Source organism: Xanthomonas cannabis pv. cannabis (genome assembly GCF_000802365.1).
Classification (GTDB): Bacteria; Pseudomonadota; Gammaproteobacteria; order Xanthomonadales; family Xanthomonadaceae; genus Xanthomonas; species Xanthomonas cannabis.
Window position 1 is genome coordinate 38249 of record NZ_JSZE01000006.1, and the last position, 12809, is coordinate 51057.

Annotated in this window: 8 protein-coding genes; 5 read left to right on the forward strand and 3 right to left on the reverse strand. The window is 66.5% G+C overall.

The genetic code is table 11. The annotated features are described in order from the left end of the window. Positions 1-164 precede the first annotated feature (164 nt). Both OZ10_RS01740 and ttcA read right to left on the reverse strand, forming a co-directional pair. Positions 165-1070 carry a recombination-associated protein RdgC gene (locus tag OZ10_RS01740; protein WP_039408990.1) on the reverse strand — a complete coding sequence of 302 codons (906 nt, stop codon included), beginning with the start codon at positions 1068-1070 and terminating at the stop codon, positions 165-167. 60 nt (positions 1071-1130) lie between these two features. Further along, on the reverse strand, positions 1131-2048 hold the full coding sequence (gene ttcA, locus OZ10_RS01745; protein ID WP_039408988.1) for a tRNA 2-thiocytidine(32) synthetase TtcA: 918 nt from the start codon (positions 2046-2048) through the stop codon (positions 1131-1133). 835 nt (positions 2049-2883) lie between these two features. Between ttcA and xylA the strand changes: the two genes are divergently transcribed. Beyond that, positions 2884-4221, forward strand: coding sequence for a xylose isomerase (xylA, locus tag OZ10_RS01750; RefSeq protein ID WP_039563758.1), 1338 nt, complete (start codon positions 2884-2886; stop codon positions 4219-4221). A 215-nt stretch (positions 4222-4436) separates the two neighbouring features. On the opposite strand, the gene OZ10_RS01755 is transcribed toward xylA, so the two are convergent. Beyond that, positions 4437-5504: a LacI family DNA-binding transcriptional regulator gene (locus tag OZ10_RS01755; RefSeq protein WP_039408983.1), complete on the reverse strand. Its 1068-nt coding sequence runs from the start codon at positions 5502-5504 to the stop codon at positions 4437-4439. A 176-nt stretch (positions 5505-5680) separates the two neighbouring features. On the opposite strand from OZ10_RS01755, the gene OZ10_RS01760 reads away from it, so the two are divergent. Genes OZ10_RS01760 through OZ10_RS01775 form a run of 4 tightly spaced genes read left to right on the forward strand, consistent with a single transcriptional unit; the run spans position 5681 to position 12808 of the window. After that, positions 5681-7867, forward strand: coding sequence for an alpha-glucuronidase family glycosyl hydrolase (locus OZ10_RS01760; protein WP_039563759.1), 2187 nt, complete (start codon positions 5681-5683; stop codon positions 7865-7867). Continuing rightward, complete coding sequence (locus tag OZ10_RS01765) at positions 7864-9828, forward strand: sialate O-acetylesterase (protein WP_039563760.1); 1965 nt, start codon at positions 7864-7866, stop codon at positions 9826-9828. Before OZ10_RS01760 ends, OZ10_RS01765 begins: the two co-directional genes overlap by 4 nt. A gap of 11 nt (positions 9829-9839) precedes the next feature. After that, positions 9840-11099, forward strand: a complete 1260-nt coding sequence (manD, locus tag OZ10_RS01770) for a D-mannonate dehydratase ManD (RefSeq protein WP_039408974.1) — start codon at positions 9840-9842, stop codon at positions 11097-11099. Positions 11100-11119: 20 nt separating this feature from the next. Next, positions 11120-12808: a glycoside hydrolase family 43 protein gene (locus OZ10_RS01775; protein ID WP_039563778.1), complete on the forward strand. Its 1689-nt coding sequence runs from the start codon at positions 11120-11122 to the stop codon at positions 12806-12808. Position 12809 lies beyond the last annotated feature (1 nt).

Here is a 12809-nt window from a genome sequence, read left to right on the forward strand (position 1 = left end):
CCGATTGCGGGACCGTTTGCGGCATGGATGCCGCCACCGAGCCCCCATGGACGGGTTGACGGCGTGTCCCGCGAGCGGTGAGGGCACCACGCACTCGACTCACCGCGCTTTTGACGCACGCATCGACTCGCGCCTGCCAACGCCGCCACAAGTTCGAAACCTGGTTACTCCGCCTTGCTGAGCTTCAGCGCGGTTTCCAGCAACAGGAACAGTCGGCGGATTTCGGCGCTCATCAGCGCAAAGCGTGCGTCGAGTTCGGCGCGCGCGCCATCGTCTTCGCTGTGTTCGAGCTGATCCAGCGCGCCGTCGAGGAACTTGAGCTTGCGGATCACCAGGTCGTCGCCGAGCACGAAGGAGAGGTTGTCATCCAGCACCAGCGCCAGCTTGGTGACCTGCTTGCCGGCTTCCAGGTGCTTGTCGATCTCGTCGCCGCGCAGTTCCTGGTGCTGGCACTTGACCACCGCGCCGCCTTCGATCGGATCCTTCATTTCGCATTCTTCGCCCAGGCTCAGGCCTTCGGGCAAAGGCTCGCCGGCGATCCAGCCGGTAAGGATGGCGCGCGGGGCGACTTCGGCATTGAGCGGCAGCGCCGGGAAGCTGCCGAGCGCGCCGCGGATCTCGCTCATCACGTTCTCGCCGCTCTTGCGGCTGGAGGTGTTGACTGCGATGTAACCGTGCTGCAGATCTAGGATGGCGTCGGTGCGCGAGCTCTTGACGAAGGCGCGCGGCAGCAGCTCATGGATCAGGTCGTCCTTGAGGCGCTTGCGGGCCTTGCCGCCGGGGCGACGGCCTTCCTTTTCCTCGATCTCGGCGACCTTGCGCTCGAGCAGATCGTTGACCACCGCGCCGGGCAGGATCTTGTCCTCGCCACCGACGGTGAGCCACAGGAAGTCTTCCAGGCGGTGCGAAAGCACTTCCTGCTCATCGCGGCCGAACGGCGAAATGAAACCGCGCGAGTTCATTTCCAGCGGGCCGACCGGCTTGAGCTGCACTGGCGGCAGCAGCGTTTCGATTTCGGAAAAATCCAGCGTGGTCGGGAAACGGAACAAAGTGAGATTGCGAAAGAACATGCGTAAGACCGAAGAAGACAAACGTGGAGGTGGAAGACCGACGGCGACCGGGCGGGCGCGTCAGTCGCTGTTATGTGGGCCGTCGCCGGCGGCCAGCCAAGCGCCGCTGGCGTCGGGCACGGCCGCGGCGGCCCCGGGCGCGCGGCCCAGGCGCAGGAAATCGAACAGGCGATGGTCGGCCAGTTGCTCGGGGCGCACATCGCCCAGCGCGCGCGCGATCTGATCGACCCGCCCGGGTTGCTCGCGATCCCATTGCTGCAACATGCGGCCGACCTGCTGGCGCTGCAGGTTTTCCTGGCTGCCGCACAGGTTGCAGGGAATGATCGGAAACTGCCGCGCCTGCGCGTAGTCGGCGATGTCGGCCTCGCGCACATAGGCCAACGGGCGGATCACCACATGCGCGCCGTCGTCGCTGCGTAACTTGGGCGCCATCGCCGCCAGGCGTGCGTGGTGGAACAGGTTCATGAAAAACGTGGCCACGATGTCGTCGCGGTGATGGCCGAGCGCAATCTTGGTCACGCCATGTGCCTGCGCGTAGGCATACAGCGCGCCACGGCGCAGCCGCGAGCACAGCGAACACATGGTCTTGCCGGCCGGAATCACCCGGCTGACCACCGAGTAGGTGTCCTGCTCGACGATGTCGAACGGCACCCCCAGCGCGCGCAGATAGGTGGGCAGCACGTGGGCGGGGAAATCCGGCTGCTTCTGGTCCAGGTTGACTGCCACCAGCGTGAACGGCACCGGCGCCTTGCGCTGCAGGTGCAGCAGCATGTCCAGCAGGGTGTAGCTGTCCTTGCCGCCGGACAGGCACACCATGACCCTGTCGCCGGCTTCGATCATGCCGAAGTCGGCAATCGCCTGGCCCACCTGGCGTTGCAGGCGCTTGCCCAGGCGCAGCTGTTCGGGCATCGGCCGCTGGCGCGGGTTGCGCGGCGCGGGGTCGGCCAGGGGTTGCGGCAGCGGCAGGACAGCGGTCATAAGCCGGCCATTGTAGCTGCCGGGGGGATGGGGATTGGGTCGTGAGGCCAGGGGTGGCTGCCCCCATCCGCCCTTCGGGCACCTTCCCCCGTAAACGGGGGAAGGGAGCAAGCCCTTGTTTGTGGCGAGCGCCTCCCACCCAGCGCTCTCCTGCCGGCCCTCTCCCAGCAGCTCCCTACACCCCGGCGGCTCCCTCACCCCGGCGCATCCCTCACCCCGGCGCCTCCCTCTCGTGGCCATTCCCTCTCGTGGCCATTCCCTCTCGTGGCAGCTCCCTCTCCTGGCAACTCCCTCTCGTGGCAACTCCCTCGCCCCCCGGCAGCTCCCTCTCCTGGTGATCCCTCGCCCGGCGGTTCCTTCTCCTGGCGATTCCCTTTCGTGGCAGCTTCCTCTCCCCCCCAGCAGCTCCCTCGCCCGGCAGTTCCCTCTCCCGCATGCGGGAGAGGGTGCCCGAAGGGCGGGTGAGGGCCGTACGCCCCCCGACCCGCCCACTACCGGCCATCACCACACGCAGCCGCCACGCCACACTGCGTATCTCGCAGCGCAGCAAGCCTTTCGGCGCCGGTCTGGGTAAAGTCGGGCAGACCGCTTCACTCGGAATCGGCATGGAATCTCCAGCTTCGCTCCATCGCGCGGCTTTTTTCGGTCGCAGTTGTGGTAGCGCTAACATTTTGCGTGGTGTGGGTCAGATCTTGCGCGCGCAGTCCCCGTTGGTGCCGACCGCGCGCGCTGTTGGCGCAGCGGCAGTGCACATGGGCGACCCCCGCGCTGCGCGACTGGCCACTCGTTTGCAACACCCTTGCCTTCCCTCGCCTCCTTGCAGGAGTTCCACCCCATGAGCAACACCGTCTACATCGGCGCCAAAGAGTATTTCCCCGGCATCGGCAAGATCGGCTTCGAAGGCCGCGACTCCGACAACCCGCTCGCGTTCAAGGTTTACGACGCCAACAAGAAGATCGGCGCCAAGACCATGGCCGAGCACCTGCGCTTTGCCGTGGCCTACTGGCACAGCTTCTGCGGCAACGGCGCCGATCCGTTCGGCCCGGGCACGCGTGCGTATCCGTGGGATATCGGCAACAGCGCGCTCGATCGTGCCGAGGCCAAGGCCGATGCCGCGTTCGAATTCTTCACCAAGCTCGGCGTGCCGTATTACTGCTTTCACGATATCGACCTGTCGCCGGATGCCGACGACATCGGCGAGTACGAAAGCAACCTCAAGCACATGGTGGGCATCGCCAAGCAGCGCCAGGCCGACACCGGCATCAAGCTGCTCTGGGGCACCGCCAACCTGTTCTCGCACCCGCGCTACATGAATGGTGCATCGACCAACCCGGACTTCAATGTGGTGGCGCGTGCCGCGGTGCAGGTCAAGGCGGCGATCGATGCCACGGTGGAACTGGGCGGTGAAAACTACGTGTTCTGGGGCGGCCGCGAAGGCTATGCCTGCCTGCACAACACGCAGATGAAGCGCGAGCAGGACAACATGGCGCGCTTCCTCACCCTGGCACGCGACTACGGCCGCGCGATCGGCTTCAAAGGCAACTTCCTGATCGAGCCCAAGCCCATGGAGCCGATGAAGCACCAATACGACTTCGACAGCGCCACGGTGATCGGCTTCCTGCGTCAGCATGGCCTGGACCAGGATTTCAAGCTCAATATCGAGGCCAACCACGCCACCCTGTCCGGTCACAGCTTCGAGCACGATCTGCAGGTTGCCAGTGATGCCGGCCTGCTCGGCAGCATCGATGCCAACCGCGGCAACCCGCAGAATGGCTGGGATACCGACCAGTTCCCGACCGACCTGTACGACACCGTCGGCGCGATGCTGGTGGTGCTGCGCCAGGGCGGGCTGGCACCGGGTGGCCTGAATTTCGACGCCAAGGTGCGCCGCGAGTCGTCCGACCCGCAGGACCTGTTCCTGGCGCACATCGGTGGCATGGACGCGTTCGCACGCGGGCTGGAAGTGGCCAATGCGCTGCTGACGTCTTCGCCGCTGGAGACCTGGCGCGCCGAGCGTTACGCCAGCTTCGACAGCGGCGCCGGTGCCGACTTTGCCAACGGCACCAGCACGCTGGCGGATCTGGCCAAGTACGCCGCCGGTAATGCGCCCAAGCAACTCAGCGGCCGTCAGGAAGCCTACGAAAACCTGATCAATCAGTATCTGATCCGGTGAACGTTGCCACGCGCGCGGCGTGGGACGCGGCGTGGATGGGACACCCCGCCTGCATTGCCCTGGCGGCAATGCAGGCGATGCAGCCACGCATCCAGATCGACGCCAGCGTGGCGCGTACTACGCAGGGGACATCACGCCGGCCACCGCAGGGACGCACAGGACATGCACAACCCGTCGGCGACTGCGCCCGTACTGCGGCCGCGCCGTCGCTCCTCTTACTCGGCCGGATCGAAGGGTGTCGGTGCGGCCACCGAATCCCGCTTGACCAGCAGGTGCGCGACCACATGATCGACCATCTTCGCCGTGCGCTCCTTGGCACGTATCGTCTTCAACAGGATGTCCAGCGCGGCATCGGCCATGGCGGCGATGGGTTGCTGCACGGTGGTGAGTTCGGGCCATACCGCCGTGGCGGCAGAGGTGTCGTCGAAGCCCACTACCGACAGGTCGCGCGGCACCTCCAGCCCACGGCGGTGCGCGACCGAGATGGCCGCGGCTGCCATGTCGTCGTTGCTGGCGAAGATGGCACTGGGGCGGCGTTTGCGTGCCAGCAGTTTTTCGGCGGCGACCAGGCCGGATTTGTAGGTGTAGTCGCCCGGTTGCACCAGATGTCGATCCAGGCGCAAACCGGCATCGGACAACGCGGCCTGAAACCCTTCGAAGCGTCGCGTGCTGGCCGACAGATTCGGATGCCCGGCGATATAGCCGATGCGCGTATGCCCCTGTGCGATGAGATGCTCGGTGATCTCCTTGGCGGCGGCGAATTCATCGATCCGCACGCAGGCCACATCGGGGCTGAAGTGGTTGGAGGCGATCGCCACCACCGGCACCTTGGCGCGCACCAGCTCCAGCACTGCGGCCCTGGACTCGCACAGCGGCGGCGGCAGGATCACGCCGGCCACGCCCTTGGCAAGCTTGCGTGCTGCACGGCGCTCGGCATCGGCATCCAGGTCGTCCCAGCAGTCGATCACCAGCTGGATCGAGGTCCGCGAGGCCACGCGCAACACACCCAGCAACAGCTCGCGCAAATACGCGCCGCTGGGATCGCTGTAGATCAACGCGATACGGGTGCTCTGTGCAGCGGCCAGCGCACTGGCAGCGAGATTGGGCGTGTAACCGAGCTTGTCGACCGCGCGCATCACCCGCTCGCGGGTGGCATCGCGGACACTGCCGTTGTTGTTGACCACACGCGAGACCGTCATCGGCGACACCTTCGCCAGCGCCGCCACCTCGTCGATGGTGGTCGCGCGACTGGTGCGGCGGACCGACTTCCTGATCTTCTCCAAGCGTGGCCTCTTCAGGTGACTGCGACAGCGGGCGGATGCTCGCGTGCTGCTGCCGGTACACGCGCGGCAGCCCGACATGGCGCGATGCAAGCCATGGTACCGGGAAGCAGACAGAGCGGCGAGATGCACCCACGCGCCCGCAGCCTGCAGGAGCGCGCCGCATGAGCGCATGCCGGATGGGCCGCACGCGCGCGCGCGGGCATGCGCTGGCGCTGCTGTGGCTGGTACTGCTGGGTGCCGTGTTGGTACCGGTCGCCCCCGTGCATGCCGAAGATGGCTACGAGCTATGGTTGCGCTACCACACCCTGGGCAATGCCGCGCAGCTGCGCCAGCACGCAAGCGCCCTGGTGGTGGCCGGTGATTCGCCTACGCTGCGGGCCGCGCGGGAAGAACTGCAACGCGGTGTACAGGGGCTACTGGGCACCGCGCTGCCCACCACCGCGACCGTCACCGCCGATGGCAGCATCCTGCTGGGCGCCGCGACGGCCCCGCAGCTGGCGGCATTGAAGCTGAAAACCGATGGCCTGGGCCGCGAGGGCTATCTGATCCGCACGGTCAGCGTCGATGGGCGTCGCACCACGGCCATCGTGGGCGGCAGCGATGTCGGCGCGTTATATGGCGCGTTTCGCTTCCTGCGCCTGCTGCAGACCGGCCAACCGCTCACTGCGCTGGATGTGCGCGAGGCGCCGCGCCTGCAGCTGCGCATGCTCAATCATTGGGACAATCTCGATGGCGTGGTGGAGCGTGGCTATGCCGGCGCCTCGTTGTGGAACTGGCAAACCTTGCCCGGCTATCTGGACCCGCGTTACACCGACTATGCGCGCGCCAATGCCTCGTTGGGCATCAATGGAACCGTGCTCAACAATGTCAACGCCAAGGCGTGGAGTCTCACGCTGCAGTACCTGGACAAGGCCGCGGCACTGGCGCAGGTGTTTCGTCCCTATGGCATTCGGGTGTTTCTCAGTGCGCGCTTCAGTGCGCCGATCGAGATCGGTGGTCTGAAAACTGCCGACCCACTGGACCCGCAAGTGCAGCGCTGGTGGCGCAACAAGGCCGATGAAATCTATGCGCGCATCCCGGATTTTGGCGGGTTTCTGGTCAAGGCTAATTCCGAAGGCCAGCCCGGCCCGCAGGATTACGGACGCAGCCATGCCGATGGCGCAAATCTGCTGGCCGATGCGCTGGCGCCGCATGGCGGGGTGGTGATGTGGCGGGCCTTCGTCTATTCGCATGAGCAGCCGGACGACCGCGCCAAACAGGCGTACAGCGAATTCGTGCCGCTGGATGGCGCCTTCCGCGACAACGTGATCGTGCAGGTGAAAAACGGCGCCATCGACTTCCAGCCGCGCGAGCCGTTTCACCCGTTGTTCGGTGCGATGCGCAAGACACCATTGATGCCGGAGTTTCAGATCACCAAGGAATACCTTGGCTTTTCCACGCATCTGGCCTATCTGGGCCCGCTATTTTCCGAGACCTTGCAAGCCGACACCTATGCGCGCGGCAAGGGCTCGACCGTTGCAAAGACCGTGGATGGCAGCTTGTTCGCCGATGGCAAACGCACGCGGCTGACCGGCATTGCTGGCGTGGCCAATATCGGTGCCGACCGCAATTGGAGCGGCTCGATCTTCGATCAGGCCAACTGGTACGCATACGGGCGGTTGGCGTGGGACCCGCAGCTGTCGCCGCAGGCCATTGCGCAGGAATGGGCGCGCATGACGTTTTCCAACGATCCGGCCGTGGTCAAACCGGTGGTCGGCATGATGCTGCGCTCGCGCGAGGCGGTGGTGGACTACATGACCCCGCTCGGGCTGCATCACCTGATGGGGCGCGGCCACCATTACGGCCCGGCACCGTGGGATGCCGGCAGCGAGCGTCCGGATTGGGACCCGGTGTATTACCACCGCGCCGACCGCAACGGGATCGGCTTCGATCGCAGCGCCAGCGGCAGCAATGCCATTGCGCAATATGCGCCGCCAGTCGCACGCGTGTTCGGCGATGTGCAGCGCGTGCCCGAGGCCTTGCTGCTGTGGTTCCATCATGTGCCGTGGGATCACCGCATGGCCTCCGGCAGGCCGCTGTGGGACGAGCTGGTCTGGCGTTACGACCATGGCGTGAGTGAGGTGGCTGCGATGCGCACGACCTGGCAAGGCCTCGCCGGCAAGATCGATGCACAGCGCTACCAGCAGGTCGCCGACTTCTTGGCGATCCAGCAGGGTGAGGCGCAGTGGTGGCGCGATGCGAGCATCGCCTATTTCCAGAGCGTGTCCGGCCGCCCGCTGCCTGCTGGGGTGGCGCCGCCAGCGCACCCGTTGGCGTATTACCAGGCACTGACATTTCCGTACGCACCGGGGAATCCGAAGTGAGCGCATGCCGGCTGAACGTGTTGGTCGCCGCGTTATCGGTGTTGCTGCTGCCGCGGTTGGCAAGCGCTGCAGATGCATCGCTGCTGCATCCCGTGTTCCAGGACCATGCGGTGCTACAGCGCGATGCGCCGATCCGCGTGTGGGGCGATGCGGCGCCGGGCGCACGTGTCACCGTGCAACTGGAGGCGCAACAGGTGCAGGCACGCGCGGACCGGCAAGGGCATTGGCAGGCACGCCTGCCCGCGCATGCGGCCGGCGGCCCGTATCGCCTGACGGCCAGCACTGCCGACGGTGCGATGCAGCAGATCGATGATGTACTGATCGGCGATGTGTGGCTGTGTTCGGGGCAGTCGAACATGGAGCTGCAGGTGCACCGCACGCTGGATGCACGCAGCGAGATTGCCGACGCCGACCACCCCAGCATCCGCATGTTCAAGGTGCCCGCGCAATCCAGCCCAACCCCGCAACGCGGCTTCGGTGGCGTTGCAACGTGGCAGCGCACCACGCCGGAGACGGTGAAGGAGTTTTCTGCCGCGTGCTACTACTTCGCGCGTGAGTTGCAGAAGACCGTGGACGTGCCGATGGGCTTGATCAATGCCTCATGGGGCGGCTCGCAACTGCAGGCCTGGATCGGCGACGCGCCGCTGCGTGCGGCCGGCGACGATGGCCCTGCGCTGGACGTGCTGGCGCGTTACGCAACCGACCCGGTGGCGGCCGCGCCGCAGTGGGCCGCGCTGTGGGAAGCCTGGTGGCATGCGCATGGCGAAGGCGAACCGTGGCAGCCGGATGCGCCCGGCGACTGGCAGGGTGCACCGCCGGCACTGGGTGCATGGGACGACTGGGGCGTGCCGCAGCTGGTCGGCTTCAACGGCATGGTGTGGTACCGCACCAGCATCGAACTGACACCGGCACAGGCCGCGCAGGACGCGACGTTGTTGCTGGGGCCGGTGGACGAACTGGACCAGACCTGGGTCAACGGGCGCGGCGTGGGCAGCAGCTACGGTGCGGACCAGCCGCGTCGCTACGTGCTGCCGCGCGGACGACTGCGTGCCGGGCGCAACAGCATCGTGCTCAATGTGCTCAACACCTACCGGCGCGGCGGTTTGTTGGGCGATGCGCACTCGCGCGCACTGCAGTTTGCCGATGGCAGCATGCTGGCGTTGGATGCGCCATGGCAGTACCGCATCGTGCCGCCGGCAGTGGGCACACCACCGCGAGCGCCGTGGTCGTCGGCTGCAGGGCTCACCACCTTGTACAACGGCATGATCGCCCCGCTCGGGCACCTGGGCCTGCGTGGGGTGCTGTGGTACCAGGGCGAATCCAATGCCGGCGATGCGGTGCATTACCCGGCATTGCTCAACGCATGGCAGCGCGATTGGCGACAGCGCTTCGGTGCGCAATTGCCGCTGCTGGTCGTGCAGCTGGCCAATTACGGCACGCCGCCCACCCAACCGACCGAAAGCGGTTGGGCGCAATTGCGCGAGGCGCAGCGGCGCTTCGTTGCCGACGATGCACACGCCGGGTTGGCGGTGGCGATCGATATCGGCGACCGCTACGACATCCATCCGGCCAACAAGCAGGAGCTGGGCCGGCGCCTGGCGCGTGCAGCGCGGCATGTGGTGTATGGCGAGGCGATCGCCCCGTCCGGCCCGGTGCCGCGCAGTGCTCATCGTGCGGGCGAGGACGTGCGCATCGGCTTCGACGCTGTCGACACCACGCTGCTGAGTTACGGCACCGACGCGCCCATCAGCTTTGAGCTATGCGGCGAGGCTGCCGGCACCTGTCGCTATGCCAGCGCCACGCTGTCAGGGCGCGAGATCCAGCTGCGTGTTCCCGCCGGCCTGCAGGCCACCCGCGTGCGCTACTGCTGGGCCGACAGCCCGGTGTGCACGCTGTACGACCGCAGCGGCCTGCCGGCCGGCCCGTTCGAACGTCCCATTACCGCCACCCCTTCCCCCTGAGCGAGATCACGATGTCACAGACTCCCGACTCCCCTGCACCGCAGCAAGGTTCTGCCCGCGACCGCGAGATCGTCGAGGCGCGCGTCATCGTCACCTGCCCCGGGCGCAATTTCGTCACCTTGAAGATCCGCACCCGCTCGGGCATCACCGGGCTGGGCGATGCCACGCTCAACGGCCGTGAGCTGGCGGTGGCAGCGTACCTGCAGGAACATCTGGTGCCCAACCTGATCGGCCGCGATGCCGGGCGCATCGAGGACATCTGGCAGTTCTTCTACCGCGGCGCGTATTGGCGGCGTGGCCCGGTGACCATGAGCGCGATTGCCGCAGTCGATGTCGCGTTGTGGGACATCCTGGGCAAGATGGCCGGCATGCCCTTGTATCAACTGCTCGGCGGGCGCTCGCGCGAAGGCGCGCTGGTGTACGGCCACGCCAACGGCCGCGATATCGCCGAAACCAGCGATGAAGTGGGCCGCTTCCGCGAGATGGGCTTCATCGCCATCCGCGCGCAATGCGGCGTGCCGGGCATCAAGAAGACCTACGGTATTTCAGTGGGCGGCAAGCCCTACGAGCCGGCAGAAAGCGAACTGCCCACCGAGACGGTATGGTCCACGCCGCGCTATCTCGGCGTGGTGCCCAAGTTGTTCGAGCAATTGCGCAGCGACCATGGCGATGAGATCGAGCTGCTGCACGATGCGCACCACCGGCTCACCCCGATCGAAGCCGCGCGCCTGGGCCGCGACCTGGAGCCGTACCGGCTGTTCTGGCTGGAAGACGCCACCCCGGCGGAAAACCAGCGGGCGTTCGAGATCATTCGCCAGCACACCGTGACACCGCTGGCAGTGGGCGAGGTGTTCAACTCGATCTGGGACTGCAAGCACCTGATCGAGCAGCAGCTGATCGACTACATCCGCACCACCATTGTGCATGCAGGTGGTATCACCCACGTGCGCCGGCTGGCGGACTTCGCCGCGCTGCACCAGGTGCGCACCGGCTTCCACGGCGCCACCGATCTGTCGCCAGTGTGCATGGGCGCAGCATTGCACTTCGACACCTGGGTGCCAAACTTCGGCATCCAGGAATACATGTTCCACTCCGACGAAGCCAACGCGGTGTTCCCGCATGACTACACCTTCCGCGACGGCCGCCTGCACTGCGGCGAAACCCCCGGGCATGGCGTGGACATCGATGAAGACTTGGCCGCAAAGTATCCGTACGTGCCCAAGCAGTTACCCATCGCACGCCTGGAAGACGGCGCGATGTGGGACTGGTGATGCGCCTGCTGCCGGCAGCACTGGTCCTGCTGATGGCTGCGCCGGCGCCTGCTGCGGCGCAGGCAACGGCAACGGCAGCGGCACCCACCGGCGTGGATGTCGCCTTTGATTGGTTCGACTACCGTGGCGACGATGCGGTGTTCGCAACTCCGCTGCCGGCCGGCCACTACCGCAACCCGATCCTGGCCGGCTTCTATCCGGACCCCAGCATCACCCGCGTGGGCGAGCGCTATTACCTGGTCAATTCCACGTTTGCGTACTTCCCGGCGATTCCGGTGTTTGAGAGCCGCGATCTGGTGCACTGGACGCAGATCGGCAATGTGGTCAAGCGCCGCGAGCAACTGGATTACGACGGGTTGGGCGTGTCGCGCGGCATGTTCGCCGCCAGCATCCGCCACCACGCCGGGCGCTTTTACGTGGTGGGTACGTCGGTCGATAGCGGGGGCAACTTCATCGCCAGTGCCAGCGACCCTGCGGGCCCGTGGTCGGCGCTGACCTGGCTGCCGGGTATCGACGGCATCGACCCCTCATTGTTCTTCGACACCGATGGCAGCGCCTACCTGCTCAACAACGGCCCACCGCAGGGCACGCCGTTGTACGAGGGCCATCGTGCGATCTGGATGCAGCGTTTCGACCTCGCCACCAAACAACCGGTCGGCCCGCGCAAGGTGCTGCTCAATGGCGGCGTGGATCTGGCCAGCAAGCCGATCTGGATCGAAGGCCCGCACCTGTATCAACGCGACGGGTGGTACTACCTGTCCTGCGCCGAAGGCGGCACCGGGCCGCAGCATTCGCAGGTGGTCTTGCGTAGCCGCAACGTGTGGGGGCCGTATGCGCCCGCACCGAACAACCCCATCCTGACCCAACGCGACCTGCCGGCCGCGCGCGCGCAGCCAATCAGCAATGCCGGCCACGTGGATCTGGTGGACACGCCCGATGGGCAGTGGTGGGCGGTGTTTTTGGCCAGCCGCCCGTACGCCGGCGATCGCTACAACACCGGGCGCGAAACGTTTTTGCTGCCGGTGCAGTGGCGCGATGGCTGGCCCTCCATCCTGCCGGCGGGCCAGCCGATTCCCTACATCGCCAAGGCGCCCACCGGTGCAAAAACAGCGCGCGCCACGCAGGCGCCATTGGCGGGCAACTTCACCTGGCATGACGGCTTCGACCACGCCACGCTGCAGCGCGAGTGGCTGAGCGTCCGCGTGCCCAAGAGCGAGGTGGCTGAGCTGCGCACGCGTGCAGGCTGGCTGACACTGCATGCCGGCACGCAGGGGCTGGACAGCGCCGGCACGCCGGCCTTCCTCGCACGCCGCCAGCAACACACGCGCTTTACGGCAAGCACGGCGCTGGATGTGCCCGCACAGGCAGGCATCAGTGCGGGGCTGGCCGCGTTTCAACATTCCAACGCGTGGTATGCACTCGGCGTCCGTCGCGATGGCGATGCGCTGCAGGTGTTCCTGGACAAGCGCGATGGCGCCACCACCACCACGCTTGCGCAGACCCGCATTCCGGCAACCGCCCAGCTGCGCCTGCAGATCAGCGGCGATGGCGGCGCGTACAGCTTCGCCTTCGATGCCGATGGCCGCGGCTGGCAATCGCTCCGCCGCAACGACGATGCCGGCTTTCTCAGTACCGAACAGGCCGGCGGCTTCGTCGGCAGCATGATCGGGCCGTTCGCCCAATCGCACCCCGACCGCCAACAGGACTGAC